This window comes from Proteiniphilum sp. (genome assembly GCF_034331125.1).
GTDB lineage: Bacteria > Bacteroidota > Bacteroidia > Bacteroidales > Dysgonomonadaceae > Proteiniphilum > Proteiniphilum saccharofermentans.
Window position 1 is genome coordinate 1 of the sequence record NZ_JAXQGC010000057.1, and the last position, 23,983, is coordinate 23,983.

General features: G+C 41.7%; 21 protein-coding genes, 1 tRNA gene, 1 other RNA gene and 1 pseudogene. 7 read left to right on the plus strand and 17 right to left on the minus strand.

What is annotated here, in order from left to right; all coding sequences use genetic code 11:
* Nucleotides 1-196, plus strand: a 196-nt coding sequence (locus U2P89_RS13575; RefSeq protein ID WP_322191653.1) for a hypothetical protein, incomplete at its 5' end; no start/stop codon positions are given.
* A 25-nt stretch (nt 197-221) separates the two neighbouring features.
* The gene (locus U2P89_RS13580) at nt 222-2,219 is read left to right on the plus strand and encodes a glycoside hydrolase family 97 protein (protein WP_322191663.1); all 1,998 of its coding nucleotides are present in this window, start codon (nt 222-224) and stop codon (nt 2,217-2,219) included.
* Nucleotides 2,220-2,306: 87 nt separating this feature from the next.
* Here U2P89_RS13580 and U2P89_RS13585 read toward each other — a convergent pair whose 3' ends face one another.
* The 4 genes from U2P89_RS13585 to U2P89_RS13600 form a co-directional block, all read right to left on the minus strand.
* The gene (locus tag U2P89_RS13585; RefSeq protein WP_322191654.1) at nt 2,307-2,717 is read right to left on the minus strand and encodes an SH3 domain-containing protein; all 411 of its coding nucleotides are present in this window, start codon (nt 2,715-2,717) and stop codon (nt 2,307-2,309) included.
* Nucleotides 2,718-2,724: 7 nt separating this feature from the next.
* On the minus strand, nt 2,725-3,210 hold the full coding sequence (locus U2P89_RS13590; RefSeq protein ID WP_322191655.1) for a BON domain-containing protein: 486 nt from the start codon (nt 3,208-3,210) through the stop codon (nt 2,725-2,727).
* Nucleotides 3,211-3,318: 108 nt separating this feature from the next.
* The gene (locus tag U2P89_RS13595; RefSeq protein ID WP_091910112.1) at nt 3,319-4,167 is read right to left on the minus strand and encodes a bifunctional methionine sulfoxide reductase B/A protein; all 849 of its coding nucleotides are present in this window, start codon (nt 4,165-4,167) and stop codon (nt 3,319-3,321) included.
* A 128-nt stretch (nt 4,168-4,295) separates the two neighbouring features.
* A complete protein-coding gene (locus tag U2P89_RS13600) occupies nt 4,296-4,622 on the minus strand; it encodes a hypothetical protein (protein ID WP_076930693.1) in 327 nt (108 codons plus the stop codon).
* Nucleotides 4,623-4,777: 155 nt separating this feature from the next.
* Between U2P89_RS13600 and ahcY the strand changes: the two genes are divergently transcribed.
* The gene (ahcY, locus tag U2P89_RS13605) at nt 4,778-6,196 is read left to right on the plus strand and encodes an adenosylhomocysteinase (protein ID WP_076930692.1); all 1,419 of its coding nucleotides are present in this window, start codon (nt 4,778-4,780) and stop codon (nt 6,194-6,196) included.
* Between the two features lie 219 nt (nt 6,197-6,415).
* A tRNA-Lys gene (locus U2P89_RS13610) sits at nt 6,416-6,488 on the plus strand.
* A gap of 86 nt (nt 6,489-6,574) precedes the next feature.
* Here U2P89_RS13610 and U2P89_RS13615 read toward each other — a convergent pair.
* The 7 genes from U2P89_RS13615 to U2P89_RS13645 all read right to left on the minus strand — a co-directional run bounded on the left by U2P89_RS13615 (nt 6,575) and on the right by U2P89_RS13645 (nt 14,836).
* On the minus strand, nt 6,575-6,805 hold the full coding sequence (locus tag U2P89_RS13615) for a hypothetical protein (protein ID WP_322191656.1): 231 nt from the start codon (nt 6,803-6,805) through the stop codon (nt 6,575-6,577).
* Between the two features lie 6 nt (nt 6,806-6,811).
* Nucleotides 6,812-8,038 (minus strand): S8 family peptidase, encoded by a 1,227-nt coding sequence (locus U2P89_RS13620; RefSeq protein ID WP_313382329.1) that lies wholly within the window; start codon nt 8,036-8,038, stop codon nt 6,812-6,814.
* A complete protein-coding gene (locus U2P89_RS13625) occupies nt 8,002-8,622 on the minus strand; it encodes a hypothetical protein (RefSeq protein WP_076930690.1) in 621 nt (206 codons plus the stop codon). Before U2P89_RS13625 ends, U2P89_RS13620 begins: the two co-directional genes overlap by 37 nt.
* A gap of 387 nt (nt 8,623-9,009) precedes the next feature.
* The gene (locus U2P89_RS13630; protein WP_083710999.1) at nt 9,010-9,114 is read right to left on the minus strand and encodes a DUF3575 domain-containing protein; all 105 of its coding nucleotides are present in this window, start codon (nt 9,112-9,114) and stop codon (nt 9,010-9,012) included.
* A gap of 239 nt (nt 9,115-9,353) precedes the next feature.
* A complete protein-coding gene (locus U2P89_RS13635; RefSeq protein ID WP_322191657.1) occupies nt 9,354-11,669 on the minus strand; it encodes a helix-turn-helix domain-containing protein in 2,316 nt (771 codons plus the stop codon).
* 403 nt (nt 11,670-12,072) lie between these two features.
* Nucleotides 12,073-12,459 (minus strand): helix-turn-helix domain-containing protein, encoded by a 387-nt coding sequence (locus tag U2P89_RS13640; RefSeq protein ID WP_161947561.1) that lies wholly within the window; start codon nt 12,457-12,459, stop codon nt 12,073-12,075.
* 739 nt (nt 12,460-13,198) lie between these two features.
* The gene (locus tag U2P89_RS13645; RefSeq protein ID WP_322191658.1) at nt 13,199-14,836 is read right to left on the minus strand and encodes a tetratricopeptide repeat protein; all 1,638 of its coding nucleotides are present in this window, start codon (nt 14,834-14,836) and stop codon (nt 13,199-13,201) included.
* Between the two features lie 461 nt (nt 14,837-15,297).
* Between U2P89_RS13645 and U2P89_RS13650 the strand changes: the two are divergent.
* Nucleotides 15,298-15,837, plus strand: a pseudogene (locus U2P89_RS13650) (30S ribosomal protein S16); the annotation flags it as partial.
* Between the two features lie 334 nt (nt 15,838-16,171).
* On the opposite strand, the gene pdxB reads toward U2P89_RS13650, so the two are convergent.
* The 3 genes from pdxB to U2P89_RS13665 form a co-directional block, all read right to left on the minus strand.
* Nucleotides 16,172-17,284: a 4-phosphoerythronate dehydrogenase PdxB gene (gene pdxB, locus U2P89_RS13655; RefSeq protein ID WP_076930684.1), complete on the minus strand. Its 1,113-nt coding sequence runs from the start codon at nt 17,282-17,284 to the stop codon at nt 16,172-16,174.
* Nucleotides 17,285-17,374: 90 nt separating this feature from the next.
* Entirely contained in the window at nt 17,375-18,853 is a 1,479-nt protein-coding gene (gene gltA / locus U2P89_RS13660; RefSeq protein ID WP_076930683.1) for an NADPH-dependent glutamate synthase, read from the minus strand.
* A 110-nt stretch (nt 18,854-18,963) separates the two neighbouring features.
* The gene (locus U2P89_RS13665; RefSeq protein WP_076930682.1) at nt 18,964-19,749 is read right to left on the minus strand and encodes a sulfide/dihydroorotate dehydrogenase-like FAD/NAD-binding protein; all 786 of its coding nucleotides are present in this window, start codon (nt 19,747-19,749) and stop codon (nt 18,964-18,966) included.
* Between the two features lie 158 nt (nt 19,750-19,907).
* On the opposite strand from U2P89_RS13665, the gene U2P89_RS13670 reads away from it, so the two are divergent.
* Entirely contained in the window at nt 19,908-21,191 is a 1,284-nt protein-coding gene (locus U2P89_RS13670) for a DUF3472 domain-containing protein (RefSeq protein WP_322191659.1), read from the plus strand.
* Nucleotides 21,192-21,418: 227 nt separating this feature from the next.
* Nucleotides 21,419-21,819: a transfer-messenger RNA gene (gene ssrA, locus U2P89_RS13675) on the plus strand.
* Between the two features lie 596 nt (nt 21,820-22,415).
* On the opposite strand, the gene U2P89_RS13680 is transcribed toward ssrA, so the two are convergent.
* The 3 genes from U2P89_RS13680 to U2P89_RS13690 are packed head-to-tail and all read right to left on the minus strand — an operon-like array spanning nt 22,416 to nt 23,935.
* The gene (locus U2P89_RS13680; protein WP_322191660.1) at nt 22,416-22,886 is read right to left on the minus strand and encodes a hypothetical protein; all 471 of its coding nucleotides are present in this window, start codon (nt 22,884-22,886) and stop codon (nt 22,416-22,418) included.
* A gap of 33 nt (nt 22,887-22,919) precedes the next feature.
* Nucleotides 22,920-23,336, minus strand: coding sequence for a hypothetical protein (locus tag U2P89_RS13685; RefSeq protein ID WP_322191661.1), 417 nt, complete (start codon nt 23,334-23,336; stop codon nt 22,920-22,922).
* A gap of 53 nt (nt 23,337-23,389) precedes the next feature.
* Nucleotides 23,390-23,935, minus strand: a complete 546-nt coding sequence (locus U2P89_RS13690; protein ID WP_092025240.1) for an RNA polymerase sigma factor — start codon at nt 23,933-23,935, stop codon at nt 23,390-23,392.
* Nucleotides 23,936-23,983 lie beyond the last annotated feature (48 nt).

The following is a 23,983-nucleotide window of genomic DNA, read 5'->3' on the forward strand; positions in this document are numbered from 1 at the left end:
AATGGCGCCGATGGTACTGCAATTTTGTGGGAGAGCAGGTAGCCGCCGTCCTTTAAACACGGGTTCCCGTAAGAGCAATCTTGCGGGGGCTTTTTTTATTGGTATATGGGGTACTACGGGACAGTTCCGCCGTGGAGAGTGGATTTTTTTTATTATTAATTGCACTAAAATTGCTCAATTGATACTACATTTGTAGTTTCTATTTTTATATATTTATCATGATGCAACAATTTAAATTAACCCTCATTTTTGTTTTTTTATTTTCTGCGAGCTATTCTTTTGCCGAAAAACAATATATATTGAACTCCCCGAACGGAAAAATTCAAGTTGATATTTCGGTCGGAAATTCGATAGAATATACGGTAAAGCATGACTCGGATGTGATGATTGCTCCGTCTCCCGTATCTATGGAATTAGATAACGGTATTATTTGGGGAGTAGATCCGAAGTTGCAAAAAACTTTGACGCGTACGGTAAATGGGGTTATTCCGGCAGCCATTTACAAGAAAAAGGAAATTACAGATCAATTCAATGAATTGACACTTACCTTTAAAGGAGATTACCGGGTTATTTTCCGGGCTTATAATGATGGTATTGCATACCGTTTTGTATCCACATCAAGAAAACCATTCCGGGTGAAATCGGAACAGGCGGTTTTTAATTTTCCTTCCGATTATAAAGCTTATATTCCCTACGTAAGGGAAGATCGTACAAAGAGCTTCGAAGAGCAGTTTTTTAATTCATTTGAGAATTTATATACTTACACCAACTTGTCGGCTTGGGATAAAAAGAAGTATTCTTTTGTACCACTCCTGATAGAAGCAAATAATGGGAAAAAGATCTGCCTGACAGAAGCGGACCTGATAAACTATCCCGGTATGTATCTCTATAATGAAGAGGGTTCAAATTCTCTAAAGGGAGTTTTTGCCTCTTATCCCAAAGAGGTTGAACAAGGGGGGCACAATGAGTTGCAGATGCTCGTGAAATCACGTGAAAATTATATCGCTGCCTATGATAAAGGAACCGAGTTCCCATGGCGTACGATTATTATTGCTGAGAATGACCACGAACTTGCAGATAACGATATGGTGTACAAATTAGCGACTCCTACTATCGATATGGATTTCTCCTGGGTAAAACCAGGAAAAGTGGCCTGGGAATGGTGGAACGACTGGAATTTATATAATGTCGATTTCAAAACCGGGATAAATAATGAGACCTATAAATATTATATTGACTTTGCATCCAAATATGGAATTGAATATGTGATATTAGACGAAGGGTGGGCAGTGAATAAGCAAGCCGACCTGTTTCAGGTAGTACCTGAAATAAATTTGCCGGATTTGGCAGCTTACGCAAAATCAAAAAATGTGGGTCTGATTCTTTGGGCCGGATATCATGCTTTCGACCGGGATATGGAAAAAGTCTGTAAGCATTACAGTGAGATGGGTATCAAAGGCTTTAAAGTGGACTTTATGGATCGGGACGATCAATATATGGTGGATTTCCATCGACGTGGAGCTGAAATGGCTGCCAAATATAAACTATTAATAGATTATCATGGCACATATAAACCTACAGGACTACACCGTACCTATCCGAATGTAATCAATTTCGAGGGAGTACATGGACTGGAACAGATGAAATGGTCATCTCCTTCGGTGGATCAGGTTGTTTATGATGTGACAATACCTTTTATTCGTCAGGTGGCAGGGCCTATGGATTATACCCAGGGGGCGATGCGCAATGCCTCGAAAAACAATTATAGACCTGTAAATAGTGAACCTATGAGCCAGGGTACAAGATGCAGGCAATTAGCGCAATATGTTATATTTGAATCGCCATTGAACATGCTTTGCGACAACCCTTCAAATTATGAGGCTGAAAAAGAATGTACGGAGTTGATTGCTTCTATCCCGACAATATGGGATGAAACCAGGGCTTTGAATGGAAAAGTGGCAGAATATGTCAGTATTGCAAGGAGAACCGGGAACAATTGGTATGTAGGTTCAATGACCAACTGGAAAGCTCGTGATCTGGAGATAGATCTTTCTTTTTTGGGAGAAGGAGATTATAAGGCTGTAATTTTCAGGGATGGTGTCAATGCCGACAGAGTTGCAAGAGATTATAGAAAGGAGATCATTACTATTCCGGACAACCGGAAATTGAAAATACATATGGCTCCCGGGGGTGGATGGATTGCCCGTATATACCGTTAAATCATAAAAAGACTATAAAAAAGAGGCCGTCTCTGTGAAGTTAACTTCAATTAGAGACGGCCTCCGCTTCTTATTCTTTTTATCTCATTACTGCACCGGTTCCAGATATTGCGAGTAGCAATAACCCTCTTCACCGTCGTTATCACGAACCAGCCACCACTGGTCGTTTGCTTTGCTGATGAGTGTGATAACATCTCCCTTTTCGGCTTTACCTACAATAGGTTGATCCGTTCCGGGTCCTTTACGGATATTCAGGCGACTCTCCTGGGTTACAACCCTTACTTTGCCCCCGTCTCTAACGGCAGTCTTTACATTCAATACCAGATCGTTACTCTTAAAATGGGGATCGATCCGTTTGTAGATTTCCCACATCTTGTCTTTCACCTCGGCGTTAGAAACGGTACCCTCTATTTTCAGTACATTTCCCGATTCGCTGACCAGGAGACTGTGCAACCTGGACAGATCAATCAGTTCTTTGTATTTTTCTGTCAAAGCCATAAATTTACTATTTTACAATCAAATTATTGACGATCTGTACGGGGTTTAATGCATTCAATTTCTCCATCAATACCTGCAAATCGCTTTCCTTGATTTCACCGTTTAGCGTAATAACACCGTCCTGTACGGTGGCTGTCACAGTACTGTGGTCCTTGAGCACATCAGGTAATGCTGCATTGATAGAGGCATCAAGTGCAGTATGATCGGGTGCGGGCGGAACTACTTCCACCTGGTTGACAACCGACGTCACGTTTTGCACTCCTGCTACCATACTTTCTGCATAAGATTTGGCAGAGTCATCACTTACAGTTCCGGTCAGCGTCGCAACTTTATTTTGCACGGTTACCGTGATGCCTGCCAGTTCAGGGTTTGCATCCAGCAATTCCTGTGCTGTGCTTTGAATGTCTGCGTCATTTACCTGGTTACATGATGTTACACCCACTCCAAATGCAAAAATGAGTGTCACTACGGATAATAAACGTAATGCTTTCATAATTCTTCTTTTTTAATTAAACAATTCTATTTAAACGACAATAATTAAACGTATGAAAATTTGAATTGTTTTCAAACCGGGCGGATTTTTACGAAAGCATCCGTTTTGTCAGAAGATTTTTGTATACTTATGGCAGTAAGGCAGGGTACCTTTGTATTCGTAATACTGTTGATGGTAATCCTCTGCCTTCCAGAAAGTGGAAGCCGGTTTCAGCATGGTGGCTACCCTGTATCCCTTCTCAGTCAGAATATCGATATACTTCTGCGCAATTGCTTTCTCGGCAGGATCGGAATAGAAAATGCATGAGAGATATTGAGGCCCTATATCGGGTCCTTGTCCGTTGGTTTGCGTGAAATCGTGGGTTTCGAAGAAGAGCTTTACCATCTCTTCGTAGGATGTTTCAGCAGTATCGAAGACCACTTCTGTTGTTTCCAGATGCCCGGTATTCTTCTGGCATACCTGTTCATAAGTCGGGTTATCCACATGTCCACCCATAAATCCCACTGAGGTCTGCTTCACGCCCGGGGCTTTCATAAAGAAATATTCCGTTCCCCAGAAGCATCCGGAAGCAAAATAGGCCGTAGTAAGTCCTTCTTTTTTTTCCGGGACAAACTTCAGCGAGATAGAGTTTACACAGTGCCGGGTCTGCTTGGGTGTAAATCCTTCACCTAAGAAAACATGCCCCAGGTGTGCTCCGCAATTATTACAAATGATCTCGGTACGGCGTCCGTCAGCATCGCGTATACGTTTTACAGCACCCTCTATCTCATCATCGAAAGAAGGCCATCCGCAATCCGACTCGAATTTATCTTCCGAATGGTAGAGTGGGGCGTCACATCGCTTACAATAATATGTCCCTGCCACTTTATTATTCAAATATTCACCCGTAAAAGGACGTTCCGTACCCTTGTGGATGATCACTCTCTCTTCTTCGTGAGTCAGTGTATTATAGTCCATAATCTCATTTTTGTTTTTTGTAATAGCCGATTCTTTTTGTTTACCCTGTCCGCATGCAGTGACAAGAATGAGGGTAAACAGAAACAGCAGGTATGTTCTCCTCATTGTTCTAATTACTCCTTGATTTTTTAAAGATATTTTATAAAAGCATACCGCCTCCTTTGTTTCAGGTAGAGTGGGTCGGTGTCATTATCATATGCTTCACGCTCGAAACAGATATTCCTGTATGCTGTGTATCTGTCTTTATAGCGAATCCATCTGAGGATCCATTCCATTACATACCAGATATAAAATCCGATCACCAGCAGTTCTACCATCTGCCGGGTATGTACGGATTCATGCGTGAGAATGCACTCATCCAATCCCGGTTCTTCTTTTCTCGCAAAGACAACCCCGAAAAGGTTGATCGCCCTGAATCCCTTTACCGGTAAGAAGTTGGAATAGATAACCTTCATGCATTCATTTCAAATTAAAGAAAATCGATAATTATCACTATTTCCCGAGAGATCGGGATCAATTCTCATCCTTTCATTCTCCCAAAGGTAGAAACATTTCATAAATTTCGTAACTTTGCAGACTTAAAAATCGATAAATCAAAATAGAATACAAAATGGATATGAATTTCTCACCGGATCTTCCATATAAGGTAGCAGATATTTCGCTGGCCGATTTTGGAAGGAAAGAAATAGAGATAGCCGAGCATGAAATGCCCGGTTTAATGGCGATACGGAAGAAATATGCTTCCGAGAAACCATTGAAAGGTGCACGTGTAATGGGGTCGTTGCATATGACCATCCAGACGGCCGTATTGATAGAGACGCTGGTGGAATTAGGTGCAGATGTACGTTGGGCCAGTTGTAATATTTTTTCCACACAGGATCATGCTGCTGCGGCCATTGCTGCTGCAGGTATTCCCGTATTTGCATGGAAAGGAGAGACGTTGGAAGAGTACTGGTGGTGTACCGAGATGGCCTTGCGTTTTCCCGAAGGGAGAGGTCCCAATCTGATCGTCGATGATGGTGGTGATGCATCGTTACTGGTACATATGGGATATCAGGCTGAAAACGATTCGTCTGTTATCGACAGAAAGGGGGCTAATCGTGAAGAACAGGCTATCCTTGATACATTGCACCGTATATTGAAAGAAGACGGCCAGCGTTGGCATAAAACAATCGCCGGGATGAAAGGAATCTCTGAAGAGACTACCACAGGTGTGCATCGTTTGTATCAGATGATGGAGAGAGGCGAATTATTGGTGCCTGCTATCAACGTGAACGACTCGGTAACCAAATCGAAGTTTGATAACCTCTATGGTTGTCGGGAATCATTGGCAGACGGTATTAAACGTGCTACTGACGTGATGATTGCTGGCAAGGTGGTAGTCGTATTGGGATATGGTGATGTTGGTAAGGGTTGTGCCCATTCGATGCGTAGTTACGGAGCACGAGTGATCGTTACCGAGATCGATCCTATTTGTGCGTTACAGGCAGCCATGGAAGGATTTGAGGTTACCACAATGGAGGAAGCAGTAAAAGAAGGCAATATCTTTGTAACGACTACCGGAAACCGTGATGTGGTCACCATCGAACATATGCAACAGATGAAAGACCAGGCGATCGTGTGCAATATCGGCCATTTCGACAATGAAATACAGGTTGACCGCCTGGTGAATTTCCCCGGAATTGAGCACCTGAATATCAAGCCGCAGGTAGATAAGTACACTTTCCCTGGAGGTAATTCGATATTTTTGCTGGCTGAAGGCCGTCTGGTGAATCTGGGCTGTGCTACCGGTCACCCCTCATTCGTGATGAGTAATTCGTTCACTAATCAAACGCTGGCGCAGATCGACCTCTGGAAGAATAATTATGAGGTAGGTGTCTACCGTTTACCAAAACATCTGGATGAAGAAGTGGCCAGGCTGCATCTTGATAGGATTGGTGTCAAACTGACGACCCTTACGCAGAAACAGGCTGATTATATCGGTGTGCCGGTAGAAGGGCCGTTTAAACCGGAACACTATCGGTATTGAAAAGTGGGAAGGTGGGAAAGTGGGAAGGTGATTTCCCAATTTCCAAATACTACCTCCGGATCGGACGTGAAAATAAAAAAACTTTGCTAGGAAACCGTTTCGATCCTAGTGATTTAGCTGAAACAGGAGAAAAAATCCGGTTTTTTATGGCTTTTAGGGTTGCATAATTAAAATAAAGATTTTATCTTTGCACTCGCTTTTGCAAGAAAGCACTAGGTCGATTCGCTAGCTCAGCAGGTAGAGCACATCCCTTTTAAGGATGGGGTCCTGGGTTCGAGCCCCAGGCGGATCACAACCAAAAGGAAAAGCCCGCTATTTAGCGGGTTTTTTCTTTTTAAACCATTCAAGTTGTGTAATTACGGGAGCATTTTATATTCATTATTGGATCTCCGAATCGGGGGGAGGAATGCTTATTTGTTTGTCTTCTACCAGAGATGTCACTTCTTTGTAATTGCGTATTTTAGGGATGACTTCCTCCTCTGCTGCACCAATGATTACCCCGAACTCATAGAGATGGGTTATGATTAACCCTTCCCTATGAAGTTGTTCCGCTACAATGGTCAGCTTGTCTAAGTAGAACTCAGATATGGTAATTATGATCTGTCGCATATTCTTTTATTTAGGGGCTATGGGGAGTCCTACACCCACATCTTCGGGCGGTAAAGGGAGTGCTCGGGCATTTTTCCTCAATTCTTCTTCAATCATCGCAGGAGTTGCATCCGGATATTTCTCGAAGAAGAGGGCTGCAATTCCGGCTACATAAGGAGTAGCCATACTGGTGCCTGAGATGGTACGATATCTTGCAGGCATGGACCAGGAAGAGTAGACATTGACTCCCGGTGCAGCAATATCGACCAACCCCGAAGGGTTAATAGCGCGATTTGAGAAATCACCGACCTGGAGTTCCGAGTCTACTGCGGCTACGGCAAGGATAGACGGACAATCGGCAGGGCTTGACACTGGACTGAATAGACCTTTTGACCGTTGACTGTCGTTACCCGCTGCAGCCATAATGAGCGCTCCTTTAGATAGAGCGAACTGGGCAGCCCGTTCATAGGCTATATCGTAACTCTCGCCTTCCGATACGGGGGAGCCGAGGGACATGGATAATACCTTGCAACCATTATTGGCTGCCCAGGCCATGCCGTTCAGTATCCACGACTGGGCACCGCTCCCCTGGTTGCTTAGAACTTTTCCCACGTAGATATGTGCATCGCTCGCCACTCCGTAACGTGTTCCTTGTTCATTGACCGATCCGCATGCCGTACCGATGCAATGGGTGCCATGTCCGTGGAGATCATCGACCGGCTCATCGGGAACAAATGAAGTGGTTGTGATCTCCCGTTCTTTAAAATCGGGATGAGTGGTGTCGAATCCGGTATCCAATACCGCTACCTTGACTGCTGCACCTGTGTATGGCGAATGGAGCACTTTGGTAATATCTATTCCCCAGGTTGCCCCGTTATTGATATCGTTATCTGCAGATACTTCATCCGGAATATATACCACTTTCTCTGGTACAACCATAAAACCACTTCCCGATAATTTCATCTGGACTACCTTATCCTCTTCCACACCTACCAGCGCAATGCCCAGCTCATTGAATACGAGGGCATCGGCATCTTTTAATAGACTTTCATTCGGCGGCATGGTAATAAAATCGGCAGTGGTGGCTACGGATAATCCCCATCTTTTTTCAAGCAGACGAATGGCTTCCAGTACCTCATTACTGTTTTTATCGAGGATCAGGAAATAGCGGCCGGTATAACGGGGGGTATTGGACGCGGCCGGGGCAATATTGTCTTTCAGGAAGGTTTGTCTTCCGAGTTTGGGTGGTTGCATAATTGTTCTTCTTTTTTCCGGACCTCTTCCTTCCATAGAGCGATCTCAGCCTTTTGTTTCCTGTTCTCCTCCATGATAGAGAATAGATTCGGGAGGTAAATTCTTGTGTAGGAATAACCGATAATAAATCCGGCAACGAAAGAGTAGATGATCAGTGCAATCAGAAGCGGTCTGGCTGAATCCACCTGTAACATCAAGTTACTGTTGTCAATAAGATAATCGGCCATACTTTGCAGGTACCCGGGTATCCTGCCCAATTGCGTAAGGGTAACCCCGATAATTATCTTGGTGAGCCAGTCCGACACATCTTCCAGGTTGGTATTCGGCATGTACTTTGTACTTCTGTCATAATCTTCGTGAGGGTTGTAGTTTTTGTTCAGTTTTGGAATGGCAAACAGAAAACCCAACAACCCGCCTAGCAACATGGAAGCAAAAGCAATGATAATCAGTAACCCAAAGAGATCCCAGTAGCTCTGCGATATATTGGCATAAGCAAAACAGGCGATCATACTGGGCAGGATCATTACAATGGGGAACAGGTGGATATAGTGTCCCGTTCCGGTTGAAGGTTTGCTTGTGTTCATGATTTTTCAGTATGATTATTTAATTTCACTTCGCCTCTTGCAGATCGTTACAGACATTAGGAAGAGACGATCCGTACCCTACACTGGTAGGTTCTGTTATCTAACCGCCGGCACATCTTATGCAGGTATTGTGCAGGCCAATCACGTTGCATTGCGACTGCAATATAATAAAAATATTTTGATTTGGACAAGATAAAAAAGAAAAAGGCGCCGATAGTAATATCGACGCCAATTGCTGTGATTAACAAATGTTTAGAAAGATCAAACTCTTCTTTATTTATTTTTATTTTTTCAGGATACTTTCCGTTTTTTCTGAAAAAAATCGGAAAGATCCTTTTATACATGGGTATTTATCATCAGTGAGGTAGGCATAACCCGCCCCAAGACTCAGTCGATGTTGTATTCACCTGCTAACGCATGAAGTCCGAAGAAGTGGCCGTTGAACGATTCACACGTCCAGTAGTGAAGTTCGGGTTGAAAGAATTTCTTCATATTGTTTTTTATTTTCAGCAAAATAATGGCATATTTTCGATATTTGTTTGTCTTTAAAATGCAATATTTATAATTCAGTAAGCTTTAACATTAGTTAAATTATAACTCAAAATGCAATACATCACTGTTATGTTATTGATTATTAATTAACTATTAGGTCAATTCTGATAGTGGAAAAAAGGAGATAGGACTGTCGTGGTCACTATAAAGTATTTCCTTGTGACATAGACATTTCCGGACTAATTTATAGAGTGGGGAAGACGTTGGAAAGAGGTGGGCGTCATTCCAAACTCTTTTTTGAACGATCGGGAGAAGTAAGCGAAATCATTAAAACCGCAGTTCATGGCAATTTCACCAATTGGTTTCTGGGATCTGGAGAGGAGTTGTGCGGCTTTATTCAATCTTACTTTCAAAATGTAGTTGGAGGTTGTCATCCCGGTAGCCGCTTTTATCTTACGGTTCAATTGAGAAGAGCTCAGGCAGATTTTATCGGATATTATTTCAATGATATTTTGCGTATTGTCAATTTCTTTATAGATCAAGTTGGTAATTTGTTTGAGGAACTCTACAGCAGTATTCTTTTTTACGATGTTGTGTTCTATGCCTTTTCCTGTGTTTATCGCGGTGAGCGCGTATTTACTCCACATCAACTTCCGTGCATCCAGTAGTTGATTGATCACCGCCAACAACTCCTCTTCAAAGACCGGCTTGGACAGAAATGCATCAGCTCCGCACCGGAATCCTTTTATACGATCTTCTTTAGAATCGCAAGCAGAGAGTAGGATAACCGGTATGTGTGCGATGGTATCCGAATTTTTAATCTCTCTACATAAATCATAGCCGTTCATACCGGGCATCGTGATGTTTGAAATAATAATATTGGGCATGGTTTCAGCTGCTTTTTGAGCGGCTCCCCTTCCGTTGTCTACTGTAACGATACAGTAGTTTTCCTGCAGGATAGAAAAGAGGTAAGAAGTCATATCTTTGTCATTTTCCACTATGAGTACCGTCGGGTTTTCTTTTGAAATGCAGCACTTTTCAATATTATTTTCGGGTTCCTTACTGTAAGTAATGGTATTGTGTGTGGTTAGAGAATATCCGTTTTCGCATGTTGTTATGTCGGATTTTATCCGTTTCTGCATGTTTGTTTCAGGTAACATGCTGTCTATCAATGAAAGGAGATCCTGTGACTGACGGACGAGTATATCCAGGTTTATTGAATTTTTGTGAAGATCATTTGTATCCAGATTATTTATAAGTCTCTGGGTTAATCCGGTAATAATGGTGACAGGTGTTTTTAACTTGTGTGCAATATTAGCGTAAAAATCCGATTTTATCTTTTCCTGGCAAGGATAAGCCTCAACCTTTTGTTTCTTTATTTGGAACAATTGGACTAGAATGATGATGAAACCGGTTAAAGCAATAAAAATCGATAGAGTAAGGTGTGTAGCTTTTGTTTTATTTTTCCCAATATTTTCAAGTTGTGTTGCCAATAATATTTCCTCTGTCTCATTTGATTTTTTTTCATAAGCCAGTCTGTGTGTCATGATCCGGTTGATGTCCCGTCCACTTCGGAATGCTTTTGCATAGGAAACGCCCTTCTCGTAAGCTTCGAGGGCTGCAGCGTTATTACCCTGTTGCTTGTATAATTCTGATAGGAGCATGGAGGCTTTTTCCAGATAATTAGGTAATTTAAGTTCATCCGATATTTTTAATCCTTTATGTAGAAAGGTTTCGGCTTTCAGGTAGTCTCCTTTTCGGATGCAAATATTTCCGAATGAAATGCAACTGTTCAGCCAGTTTAATTTGTCCGATGTGTGTCGGAGAGAATTATATGCGCTTTCGATATATACCGAAGCACTTTCGTATTTACCTTGCAGCATATACAGGTTACCGATACGTTCAAAGCAGGAAGACATCCCCGATACGGAATTGGTTTCAATATACAGTTTCAGCGCCCGGTCGAAATATTGGTATGCTGAATCATACTCCATCCTGCTTTCGAAAGATGAGCCGATGTCTGCCAGATTCTTTGCTTGTCCCAAAATGCTATTGTTTTGTCTCTCTATTTGTAGCGATTTTTGTAAAAACAATAAGGCATCATCCGGTTGATTGATTCTTAAATAAATATTTCCCAATCCGTTTAGTGTTTTTGCTTTTTCCGATAGAATTTCTTTATTGTTGTTTTTTGGTAATTTATTTAGTAGCGATAGCGCCTTAAAATAATATTCAGACGATTCACCCAACATGCAAATAGCTTTATAATCATAAGCCAGTGTGTTTAGCGCCTCTATTTCCCGGATTGGGTCGCTGTACTCTTCTGCCGTGTTCAAGTAATATATATGGTATTGTATCGCTTTTAAATAAGTATAGCTATTCAGATAATATAAGCCCAGTTGACGATAGGTTTTCATCTCGGCATAACAGTCCCGGGTGGACTGTGCCAACGAAAGGTAATTAAAAAGGGCAATGGTATCGTTTGAAATCCTGTTTAGTAATGAGTCTATCGAATTATGATTTTTATCTACGAAAGAGTTATCTGGGGTTGATCCCATATTGTTCTTATTTCCCGGGCTACATGCAAGTAAAATAAGACAGGACACAAAAATAAACCATTTTTGTGAGTTCAAATCCATGATCTGTTTTTTCTGTTGCATAAGCATATGTGAAGAGTTCTTCGGTTATTTAATATTTTTCAATACCATATATTTAAAAAAAGACAGCATTCTTATATAAAACAGACATATATGGCAAAAAAATATATAGACAATTATATATTTTAATGTCTATCTGAAATACGCAATAAAATTGTCTGCTAAAGTAAAAAAAGAGAGCTCTTAATAGGTGGTAAAGACAGCAAAACTTTATTGCTGATTTTACCACAATTAAAAAATAGACGATTTCCTATTTTTTTTGATAAAAACAGACAATCGCCCTTCATTTAGATAATCGGGTTAATCACAGGTGTTTTTCTTTCCATTGTGAAGCTGTTATTCCTATATATCTTGCAAAGCATTTACTAAAATAACTTTTGTCAGTATACCCCACCTTTTCGCTTACCTCTTCAATAGTCATATTTTTATTGTTTGCCATCAATTTTTTTGCCTCCTCAATACGTAACTCGTTGATCCATTCATTGAAAGTTTTTTGTTTTGACCTGTTGATGTATTGCGACAGATATGACCTGTTGGTGGAGACCTGTGCCGCTACCTTAGTAATGGTAATTTTCGGATTTGTGAATAGCTTTTGTTGTTCCCATTTTCCTACTGCTTTTCCTATCTGGGAGAATGTGATCTCAGATGACTTTATCGGTTTTTCCTCCTCTTCCCTCAGTACTGGTACCATAATATTAAAAATATTTTTGTAATTGAGAAAGTGAACGGCATAACCAATATAAAAGAGAATGGCAAATATGTAAAACGGTATTATAATTTTCAGTGTGGTAAAGATGGCAATTATAACAGTTATGCCGGAAATTAGTATGAACAGATGGGAGGTTTGTATCCATTTCAGGCTGTCGGTTCCAATTCCGGTAAAATAATTGTCCACTCTTTTCCGGTATTTCCCGTAGTGGTTAAAGAATAATTGAGTAATGATGAGGAGGGAAATTACAAAGAATAATAACAGACTGTAAAAGATTATATTGACAATTTTTTCTTCCCAATTTAAAAGATTCGATAATATACTGAGGAGACCCAGGATAAATACCGGAATCAGCTGGTACATCAATAATTTGAATGATAAATACCTATAATTGATCAGGGTTAGACTTACATGTGTGAAGAGAAACAGTTGGAAAGAGAAAAAAATGAGGACGAATATCTTGAGAGAAAGAAGATCCAGCTTTTGTAATTTACCGGTTATTATAAACAAGCTGAAAGCCGTGAATAGTAAATAGATAAAAGCCATAATATATCTAGCTTTGTTGTAATTATGCAAGAACTTGCTATGTGGCGTTGCGCTGAAGGTAAATACCAAAGAGAGTACTAGTGTGGTCCAAAAACCCCCGGTAGCGAAGAAAATGTGAAAATTATCGATCATAGTCTTGCAAGTTTAAAGTATTCAAAATTCGCTGGCATGATATTTATGTCGTCTCTGATTCATCTTTTTGGATATTTTCATTATCGGGGATCTTTGTGTGCTGGATTTTTTCTTTGAATTGACGGGGTGTCATTCCTATTTCCTTCCGAAAGGAATTAAAAAATACGGATTTAGTATTAAAACCAACTGAGAGCGCTAATTCGTTTATGGGATGATTATTCCTATGGTCATTTTTATTTTCGAAAATACTTATTGCTTCTTGAATCCGATACTTGTTGATAATTTCCGTGAATCTTAAACCTTGTGAGTTGATAGCTTTAGAGAGATAGCTGCGGTTCGTACCCATCTCCGAAGCAACCCTGCTTAAATCGAGATCGGGTTGCAGATATCTTTTACCGTCTTCTAACCAGGCTTTAAAATCATTGAAGAGGAAAGACTCTTTTGATTCGAGGGAGTAGTGCGGTTTTTTGTTTTTTACCCTTTTTCTCATATTGCTGATCAGGATAAATGTGATATTGACTACTATCAGGAAAACGAGAACAGTATGAAATATGATCCGGTTTTTTCTTTTGACCCTCTGCAGTTGATTTATTTCACGGGCGGCCTTGTCCAGTTCTATTTGTTTTTCCGTGAAGTCTACAATTCCTTTTGCCGATAATTGGTGGTATTTATTCCCGCTGACTTGGGCTGAATCAAGAAAAACCTGCGCTTTCACCTGATCGGTTGGCAGAAAAGCAGTCGATAATTCGCTGTAGGCATCATGCTGTAAATTTTCCCATCTGTCATCTTTGATGGTCTCAATTGCCTGCATGGCATATTTTTTTGCTTCTTCGTACCTGTTGAGCTTATTGTAAACAGAAGCCAGGCCAATGAGGGCTATCGATTTTTGTCTTTCGGATCCGAAGAAATTATCATCTATCCGGATCACTTTTTCAAATGATCTGATGGCCATAAGATAATTTTCCTGCAAACTCTCAATCGTTCCCAAATAATTATAGATGGAGGCCTGCTTTTGCTGGTCATGGGTAAAGTCTGCGGTCTCCATGGCCAGTTTTGCGTAGTATTGCGCACTGTCTGTCCGCTGTAGATTCAGATAGGTTTTAATCCCCACAATATAGAGGTAGTAGAGCTCTTCGTTATCATCGTACTTCTTCAACGTTGTTTCTGCCTCTTTGATTTTTTTTGTGGCTTCATCGAATGAGCCCAATTCTGCATAAAAGCTTGCCAGGAACTTTTGGTTCACAGCCGCACTCTTCTCTAATCCGGCCTCACGGTAATGTTCTTCCGATTGGTGAAGTAAACCGATGGCATGCTCATAATTTTCGTAATAGTACATGATCCTTGCCATCACACGTTCAATCAGGGCATGGCATCTTATATCGTACACTTTACTTCCCACAAATGCAGAGGCTGTCTGAAAAGATTCCTGAAGCTGATTCAGGCGGAATTGGGTTAATGCCATGATACCATTATAGTAGTAGAGGTCACGGCCCTGTAACTCTTCAGGGCGGATACCCTGCAATATAATTTCGGCGCTGTCGGCTCTTCCGGATTCACTGAGCGCTCCAGCTTTGAAAATATCGCTCACATGCCGGATATTTTCCGACAGGTATTCCAGATCCTGGTCTTCTAAGTGTAACAGGCTGTCATTCTGATTCTCGATGAAAAAAAGGTCTATCATCTTTTCCAATCGAACCGGGTATTGGGTCTTTGATTGCCGGAGACAAGACTGGAAAAAAAACAACAAAAAGAACCACAGAAGAGGAATTCCTATTGCTTTTATATAGCAGGTGACAGACATATTTTGGTTGTTTAGTTAATTGTTTTTTGGTCTTGTCAAACAAATACACAACATACATATATGCTGTCAAATATAGGAAATTTTGTAAAAAGTTCCAAATAAATAATTCTTATTTTCATAATAATTAAATTAGTGAGAAAATAAATATATTAATATTTAAAATTTCTAAAATATTATTTGAAATAAGCTTTAATGTAGATGTTGTTTTGTGTAATTTAATGTAATTATTGTTTTTTTATATCTCTGTGCGAAACAGGAGGAAATCTATTTTGAGGATAAGAAATTAATCGTTATCTTTGCACCCGCAAATGCAAAAAATCAATTTTAAAAGAAACTACTAAATGGCAACAAAACTTCGTTTACAGAGAAGAGGACGTAAAAATTATCCCTTCTATCAGATTATTGTTGCAGATAGCAGAGCACCACGAGATGGAAAGTACATTGAGAGGATAGGTTCATACAATCCGAACACACATCCTGCTACGATCACTTTAGATTTCGAAAGAGCTTTGTATTGGCTGCAGACTGGGGCACAACCCACCGACACGGTACGTAATATCTTATCGGAAGAGGGTGTATTATTGAAAAAACATCTTCTTGGAGGTGTGAAAAAGGGCGCTTTTGATGAGGCGGAAGCTGAAAAAAGATTCGAAGCATGGAAAAATTCGAAATCGCAACTCACTCAGAAGATCAAAGATAAAGATGATGAGCAAAAGCGTGCTGAAGAAAAAGCTCGTCTGGATGCCGAAAAAGAGGTTAACAAGACCAGGGCGGAAGTTTTGGCTAAGAAAAAAGCCGAAGAAGAAGCTGCTAACGCTCCTGCTCCCGTAGAAGAGGAAGTTCCTGCTGCTGAAGAAACAGTTGAAGTTGCAGAACCGGCTGAATCAGCAGTTGAAGAAATTGTTGAGGCAAAGGTTGAAGAAGTCCCTGCAGAAGTGGAGGAAGCGCCTGTGAAGGAAGAAGTTCCTGCTGAAACTCCCGCCGCAACCGAAGAAACTCCTGCTAAAGAGGAAGCAGTTGCTGAAGTAAAGGAAGAACCGAAAGCCGAAGCTTCTGAAGAAGTTGCAGAGGAAAAACCTGAATAAATTAAACATACATTAAGGGAAAAAGACCTGGTGCATTTGCATCAGGTTTTTTTTTGAGTAAACCGGTCCTTTACCCTCCATATTCTGTTAGTTATCGGATTGTCGGCCTAAGTAAAAATCCGCTTCATATTTACTTCTCATTGAATCCCAGGCTGAGTAGAATTTGTAAAATCTTATCATCCGCATGAAAAACCGTGTATGCTCGATATTCCCTCCGTAAAGGATAATTGGAGCGAAACCAGTAAAATTTCTCGGGAGAGGATTTCAGTGCGGTTGTTTCTTTCATCGGATTATAAGTGTGCCAAACCGCATGTTGGAGCTGATGCCCTGAATCAATGCCCTGCAGGTTGATGATAGGGTTTAAGGGAGATGGTATCTCCTGATAGTGTATATTTTCTGCGCTTAAGTTGAAGAATTTATTGAGATTTTCAAGGCTCATCTTTGTGGCTGTCCACTTGCCGTCGGCACTATAACCTGCAATATGAGGTGTAGCGATATCTGCCAGTTGAAGTAATTCCCTGTCTATCTCCGGCTCATTTTCCCAACAGTCGATTACCACTCCGGCAATATTTCCATTATGAATTGCTCTCTTTAGGGCCTGATTATCTGCTACCCCTCCCCGGGCTGCATTGATAATAAAAGGTCTTTTTGTGGCTGATGACAGGAAACGGTCATCTGCCAAATGAAAGGTTTTATGTTTTCCGGTCTTTGTCAATGGCGTGTGGAAGGTAATGAAATCTGCTTCCCGTTGGATGGTTTCTATATCCGTGAAAAGCCCCGGACCTTCATTCTCTTCACGTGGTGGGTCGTTCAGCAACACCCGCATCCCGAGTTTATTGCAGGCAGCATCGACCTTGCTTCCTACATTCCCTACACCTACTATTCCAATAGTTTTTTTTGTCAGATCCAATTGATATTTATCGGCCAGATATAACAGGGAAGCGGTCACATATTGCTCAACCGAAGCAGCGTTACAGCCGGGTGCGGTACGCCAGGCAACTCCGTGGGCGTCACACCATGCCGTGTCGATATGGTCAAAGCCGATAGTGGCAGAACAGATCAGCTTTACATTGGTTCCCGTAAGGATCTCTTCTCCGAAATGGGTGACAGTACGCACAATAAGCGCATCTTTTTCCTTTATAGCCTCCCGGGTGAATTGATTTCCCGGAAGGTATTCCACTTCGCCGAACTGTTCGGCAACCCCTTTCAAGTAGGGTATATGTGCATCCGCAAGTATTTTCATAACTAATAACTAAAAACTAAAAGTGGAGAATTTTGACTCTTGAATCTGAATTGAAAATCGACGTAGTCAAATCCAGACAGAATTAACTAATCACTTTTCCACCTGGTCACCTTTCAAGTATTGATGCATTGCCTTGGCAGCCTTTCTCCCGTCACCCATGGCGAGAATAACAGTCGCTCCTCCGCGCACGATGTCACCGCCGGCAAAGATCATCTCGTCGGCAGTCTGCATTGTGTCGCTGTTGACAACGATGGTGCCCCAGGAAGTGACTTCCATCCCATCGAAGCTTTGCGGGATCAAAGGATTGGGAGAAACCCCCACACTCACAATCACCTCATCAACTTCCAGCCAGGTGGTGTCACCTTCAATCGCTACGGGACGGCGACGTCCGGACTGGTCGGGCGCACCTAATTCCATCCGTTGTAACAACATCCTCTGTACGTGTCCCTGTTCATCCCCCTCGTAACGAATAGGGTTATGTAATGTATAGAATTCAATTCCTTCCTCTTTGGCATGCTTGATCTCTTCCACACGGGCAGGCATCTCTTCTTCGGAGCGACGATAGACAATCATTGCTCTCTCAGCTCCAAGTCGTCGTGCAGTACGGACGGCATCCATGGCGGTATTGCCGCCACCGACTACTGCTACTTTTTTTCCCTTATATACCGGGGTATCGCTATCGGGATCGGCTGCCTGCATAAGATTTACACGGGTAAGATACTCATTGCAGGACATAATACCAATCAGGTTTTCACCGGGAATATTCATAAAGTTGGGCAACCCGGCACCGCTACCTACGAAAATACCTTTGAATCCTTCGGCTTTGAGATCTTCTTGCGAGATAGTTTTGCCTACAATACAGTTGGTTACGAACTTCACCCCCATCTTTTTCAGGCCATCGATTTCGATATCCACTATCTCATTAGGCAGACGAAACTCGGGAATGCCGTAACGAAGTACACCTCCTAGCTCATGGAGGGCTTCAAATACGGTGACGTCGTATCCCAGCTTCACCATGTCACCTGCAAAAGCTAATCCTGCAGGGCCGGATCCCACTACGGCGATCTTGATGCCGTTAGTTGGAGCAGTCTCCGGTATGGAGATATTACCGCTCATACGTTCGTAATCGGCTGCAAATCGTTCCAGATGGCCTATGGCTACGGGTTCTTTCTTCAGCTTCAACGTATAGAAACACTGGCTTTCGCACTGCCGCTCCTGTGGGCATACACGGCCACAGACTGCCGGCAGGGCACTGGTTTCCTTCAATGTTTTGGCTGCCTCTAAGAATTCACCCCGCTCGATATTCTTGATGAACTTGGGGATATTGATCTCTACGGGACAACCGGTGATGCAGGTAGGATCCACGCAGTCGAGGCAACGATGTGATTCATTGGCGGCCAACTCTGGCGTCAACCCGAGGTTTACTTCGTCGTATGTACGACTACGCACGGCAGGATCTACTTCAGGCATCTTTACCCGTGGTATGGCAATACGATCTTTGTTTTTTATCGATTTGCGCAATGCCTCCCGCCACTCCTGTGCCCGTTCGGCTTTCAGATATTCACTCATATATTTTGTTATTCAAAAATTCAAGATTCAAGATTCAAAATTCAAAATCGTTGAATCATCAAATCTGTACATCAAAAAATCAATCTTCTCCACTCTCCACTTTTAACTTTTCACCTGTCATACGCCTTTAACCGCATCAGCATTTCGTTGAAATCCACCTGATGGGCATCGAATTCAGGCCCGTCCACACACACAAACCGGGTCTGTCCGCCTACTGTGACACGGCATGCTCCACACATCCCGGTACCGTCAACCATAATAGTATTAAGTGATGCTACGGTAGGTACATCATACTTTTTTGTCAATTCTGACACAAATTTCATCATGATAGCAGGGCCAATGGTGACGCACATATCTACTTTCTCTCGCAGTATTACTTTCTCCACGCCGTTGGTAATCAATCCCTTCTCGCCATAAGACCCGTCGTCGGTCATGATTATCACTTCGTCGGAATGCTCTCGTACCTGCTCTTCGAGGATGATTAGTTCCTTTGTCCTCGCCCCGAGTACCGAAATCACTTTGTTTCCCGTTTCTTTCATGGCTTTCATGATGGGCAGCATCGGTGCGATACCCACACCTCCTCCCGCACATACGACCGTTCCGAAGTTCTCTATGTGGGTAGCCTTTCCCAATGGGCCTACTATATCGGTGATATAATCTCCTGTGTTGAGTTCACATACTTTTTGTGATGATTTCCCTACCTTTTGAATGACCAAGGTGATTGTCCCTTTTTTCAAATCAGCATCAGCAATGGTGTAAGGCACACGTTCCCCTTTCTTTCCCACGCGTACGATTACGAAGTGCCCTGCTCTGCGGCTTTTGGCGATAAGTGGAGCTTCCACCTCAAACTTTACCACTCTGTCGGATAAATACTCTTTCGAAACGATTTTGTTCATGTTGTGTTGGATTCAATAAATCGGAATACAAAAGTAGGTTATTTTGAGGGTTTCTAAAAGTAATTAATGTATTTTTGTGGGAGTTTTAATACGCTTTGTTGCTGATTTCCGTCAAGAATGGAAATTTTAAAAGCTAATTGCCCAATTAACATATAAAAATGAAAACCAAATTACCCTTTTTACTTTGCATTCTGATATTTGTATCTCAATTATCGGCACAAAGCGTAAGTAAAAAAGAAGTACGACTGAGTGGAAATGCGTATGTCACGGCACATGGTGCCGGTGCAAAAATCGGCCGTCACGGGTTGGAAAAATGGACGGATCCGAAAAGTGAGGTGAAAACATATGTCTATTTCTCCAGACCGCAGACTGTACGGGTAACTCTTAATGGTACCCTCGACGAAGGAAAATCACGGATAAAAGTGGGGATAGAACATCAGGGCGTTCATCAAAAAAACCAAAACATTCAACTAAATGCCGGAGAGTTTAGCGTAGAGTTGAAGCCTTTCCGTATCGTCGAACCGGGGTATGTCGCAATAACGTTACAGGGTATCTCTAAAACGGGAGAGGATTTTGGGGTAATTGGATCGCTAACTATTGAGAATGATGATGACAAAATGGTTTATGTTGATGATTTTGCCGACTATTGGGGGCGGAGAGGACCCTCTGTACATCTTTCTTACACCATGCCGGAAGATACCATTGAATGGTTTTATAATGAAATAATGGTACCGCAGCACAATGATGTAATCGGGAGTTACTATATGGCAAACGGTTTTGGGGAAGGATATTTCGGGATACAATGCAATTCGGAGAACGAACGAAGAGTCCTCTTTTCTGTGTGGAGCCCGTTTGAAACGGAAGATCCGAAACTGATCCCGGACAGTATGAAGATTGTAATGCTTAAAAAAGGGGAGGGAGTCTATACCGGTGAATTCGGTAATGAAGGTGCGGGAGGTCAGAGTTTTTTACGCTATCCGTGGAAGGCTGAAAACACATACCGTTTCCTAACCCGTGTAGTGCCTGATCATAAAGGAAACACTATCTATACTTCATGGTTTTTCGCATCCGAAGAAAACCGGTGGCGGCTTATTGCATCGTTCCTGCGCCCGAAGACCGATACTTATTATAAGCGGGCACATTCTTTCCTTGAGAATTTTATTCCCGGGCAAGGGTATCTGACGCGAATGGTTTATTTCGGGAATCAATGGTTTCGCACCAAATCCGGGGAATGGATCCCGGGAACGGAAGCATCATTCACCTACGATGCGACTGCGAAAGCAGGTGCCCGTATCGATTATCAGGGAGGGTATGATCCACAATCGAACCGGTTTTTCCTGAAAAACTGTGGATTTTTCCATGACTCTACCGAATTTCAATCCAGATTCCATAAAACGGCTGGTAATCAACCGCCGGAAATAGATTTTGACGGGCTTCCGTGAAGAAGATTTCAAATTTAGTTGCACTGATTTTCAATTTACTACGTCGATTTTCAATTCAAATTCAAGATTCGAGAGGCAGTATTCCTGTTTATTTCATTGAAAATTGCTATCTTTGTACCAAAGAAGCGAAAAAATATTGTTGAAAAATATTTTTGTTACTGATGTGTTATTCATCTGTTCAATGATATCCCGTTTCTTTTTAAGTATCAATGTGATACGTGAAATATGGGGTTGACCGGTTTTGACAGCGGGTAGAAGAGGTTTGTAAGCATGCAGTGCGTTGTCGGTTTGCACTTTAATCTCAAACGTCAAACAATTAACTGGCAATAACAATTACGCTCTTGCTGCGTGATCGAAGTATAGTAGATCAATCGCTTAATTCCGCCACCAGGTGGCAGAACAAGACATCACCCGGAAGCTGTGGCTTCGAAGCGTTCCGACCAGGTGGTGCAGGTAAATCGGAGATAGGATAGGCGAGGCTTCGGCGCCTTTCCGAAATTAAGAAGATAAGGATGGAGTATGGTGGCTTCAGTCGCGCTCCTTCCCGACAATCAAAATGAAGCTAAGCATGTAGAAAGCAGATTGCTTCCTCGTTTGGACGAGGGTTCGACTCCCTCCAGCTCCACAAATACCACTGGTAATTAATAGGTTATTTTATTTACACCCAATTCTACACCCAGTAATGTAGAGTTGGGTATTTTGTTTTTATCAAATACTAAAATCCCTATCTATACTTTCATATGGGGGATACTCCATTTGACTCGTACAAGCCGAGGGCATTACTTCCAATTTTTTTATTCTAACTCATTTATCTCCCGTTTTAATTCTGTCAATAATTGTTTCTCTGTGGGTAGATAAAGCTGGTATTTACTGGCCATGATAGTTTTATTCTCTTCCGGTAGTGAATACTTTAAAGAATTGGATATCATAATAAAAGGAATGACGGTTGCTGTTGTATGACGTAAAACCGCTCTATGTGCAGCTTCTCTATTTTTTCAGTTGTTGCATTACTGCTTTCGCTATTTCTTTTGAGCTGAATGGATTTTGTCCTGTAATAAGATTTCCGTAATACATGAAGATTTTTTAATTGTTATTAGCCAAATACTGATGCCGGACTGTACATAAGAGTAAACCCCGAAAATTTTTCGGGGTTTACTTTCAAATAATATTGTATATTACTGTTTATCGGCAGGGTAGAGCGGAACGTTCACAGGTTTGGTTGTCTTACCGTCTCCGGTTGCTTCTCCCCTCATTCCTGAAATTCGTTACTTCACGCTGGATAAAATCTCTTTCTGCTTGCTGGGCTTTGTATAACTTCTCGGGTGAGAGCACTTTCTCGAATTTGACAGAGTACTCCTTGTCGAGTTCCGCCTCTTTGAGTTTGACATCTACATCGTCTTCGAGCATTCTTTTGTACTCTTCATCGGATATATTACTGTTATCCTTGATCCGCTGTACCTTATCACGATGGTTTCTGTGCAGCCTAAACTTCTTTTGCGTCAATTCATTACTAAGGGGAAAATATTTACCCGCTTCCTCCTGCGTAAGACCTGCCTCTTTCGTCACATACTCCTTTTTCCTTTTCTCATAATCTGCCATATTCATTTTCCTGTCCTGTGAAGTCTGGGCAGAGAGAATTAAAAAGTTGGCAGGCAGTATAATTGCACACAAAAGCAAAAAAATACTTCTTCTCATTACAAAATTTGTTTTTAAATGATGTATGATAGTTCAGTTCAAATAATACTGATGATACATGTAATCGAAATAGCTGTCATCAATCAACTGCTCTTCGAGATATTGATAGAATTCCTCTTCGGTTATCTGTACGGTAGACCAATAGCTTTCCGCATTACCGGATGAGGTGGAGAGCATCTGTTGATTAGCAAGCTGATCCCCGGTTGTACTGCCGTTTCCGGGAGTTTTTACCAAAAAATTAATGGTGATGTAAAGCCCGACGAACATGGCAGCCAGATAGACCCATGGCTTGGCTCTGTCCCACATTGGAACCGGCTCTGGAACTATAATCTCCTTTTCCGGCAGGCGATTCATTATTTCTTCATTGAATTGCGCGAAATAATTTTCGGGAACTTTAAAAGGATTTTTAGTCTTGTCTATTTCTTTTAATTTGTTAATTTTTGTATCCATACCTCTTATTTTTGCGCTGCTCTGTTGAATAGACTTAATGAATCGATAAAAGTTTAATGGGGTTCACTTAAAAATTTTTCAATTTTTTTTACCGCATGATGGTAAGAGGCTTTGAGCGCTCCCACCGACGTTCCCAATATATCGGAAATATCTTCATATTTCATCTCTTCGGAATATTTCATATGAAAGACCAGACGCTGCTTTTCCGGAAGGGTAAGAATGGCTTTCTGAAGAAGTTTTTGTGCTTCGTCGCCGTCGAAATAGGAGTCGCTTTCCAATGTGTTGAGCAGGAATGAATTGTCGTCATCCAAAGCGACATGGTTTTGACTACGTTTCTTGTTGAGGAAGGTGATGCTTTCGTTGATGGCAATACGGTAGAGCCAGGTAGTGAGCTTGGCTTCACCCCTGAAGTTTTCGAGATTCATCCAGGCTTTGACGAATACATCCTGTAAAATGTCGTTGGCATCATCATGTGAAATCACCATTTTCCGTACCTGCCAATAGAGTCTTTCACTGTATTCGGATACAAGCCTGGCAAATCCTTTCCGGCTTGTCCGTGGATCTCGTAATTCTTCCAGTAACTGTTCCTCGTTATTCATTTCCTTTTTATATGGAATTCAATGCAAAGGTAAACGATTTTTATTAAC

Coding starts and splice junctions, on each gene's coding strand:
- U2P89_RS13580 (WP_322191663.1), top strand. CDS start 222: ATGCAACAATTTAAATTAACCCTCATTTTTGTTTTTTTATTTTCTGCG.
- U2P89_RS13585 (WP_322191654.1), bottom strand. CDS start 2,717: ATGGCTTTGACAGAAAAATACAAAGAACTGATTGATCTGTCCAGGTTG.
- U2P89_RS13590 (WP_322191655.1), bottom strand. CDS start 3,210: ATGAAAGCATTACGTTTATTATCCGTAGTGACACTCATTTTTGCATTT.
- U2P89_RS13595 (WP_091910112.1), bottom strand. CDS start 4,167: ATGGACTATAATACACTGACTCACGAAGAAGAGAGAGTGATCATCCAC.
- U2P89_RS13600 (WP_076930693.1), bottom strand. CDS start 4,622: ATGAAGGTTATCTATTCCAACTTCTTACCGGTAAAGGGATTCAGGGCG.
- ahcY (WP_076930692.1), top strand. CDS start 4,778: ATGGATATGAATTTCTCACCGGATCTTCCATATAAGGTAGCAGATATT.
- U2P89_RS13615 (WP_322191656.1), bottom strand. CDS start 6,805: ATGCGACAGATCATAATTACCATATCTGAGTTCTACTTAGACAAGCTG.
- U2P89_RS13620 (WP_313382329.1), bottom strand. CDS start 8,038: ATGCAACCACCCAAACTCGGAAGACAAACCTTCCTGAAAGACAATATT.
- U2P89_RS13625 (WP_076930690.1), bottom strand. CDS start 8,622: ATGAACACAAGCAAACCTTCAACCGGAACGGGACACTATATCCACCTG.
- U2P89_RS13630 (WP_083710999.1), bottom strand. CDS start 9,114: ATGAAGAAATTCTTTCAACCCGAACTTCACTACTGGACGTGTGAATCG.
- U2P89_RS13635 (WP_322191657.1), bottom strand. CDS start 11,669: ATGGGATCAACCCCAGATAACTCTTTCGTAGATAAAAATCATAATTCG.
- U2P89_RS13640 (WP_161947561.1), bottom strand. CDS start 12,459: ATGGTACCAGTACTGAGGGAAGAGGAGGAAAAACCGATAAAGTCATCT.
- U2P89_RS13645 (WP_322191658.1), bottom strand. CDS start 14,836: ATGATAGACCTTTTTTTCATCGAGAATCAGAATGACAGCCTGTTACAC.
- pdxB (WP_076930684.1), bottom strand. CDS start 17,284: ATGAAAATACTTGCGGATGCACATATACCCTACTTGAAAGGGGTTGCC.
- gltA (WP_076930683.1), bottom strand. CDS start 18,853: ATGAGTGAATATCTGAAAGCCGAACGGGCACAGGAGTGGCGGGAGGCA.
- U2P89_RS13665 (WP_076930682.1), bottom strand. CDS start 19,749: ATGAACAAAATCGTTTCGAAAGAGTATTTATCCGACAGAGTGGTAAAG.
- U2P89_RS13670 (WP_322191659.1), top strand. CDS start 19,908: ATGAAAACCAAATTACCCTTTTTACTTTGCATTCTGATATTTGTATCT.
- U2P89_RS13680 (WP_322191660.1), bottom strand. CDS start 22,886: ATGAGAAGAAGTATTTTTTTGCTTTTGTGTGCAATTATACTGCCTGCC.
- U2P89_RS13685 (WP_322191661.1), bottom strand. CDS start 23,336: ATGGATACAAAAATTAACAAATTAAAAGAAATAGACAAGACTAAAAAT.
- U2P89_RS13690 (WP_092025240.1), bottom strand. CDS start 23,935: ATGAATAACGAGGAACAGTTACTGGAAGAATTACGAGATCCACGGACA.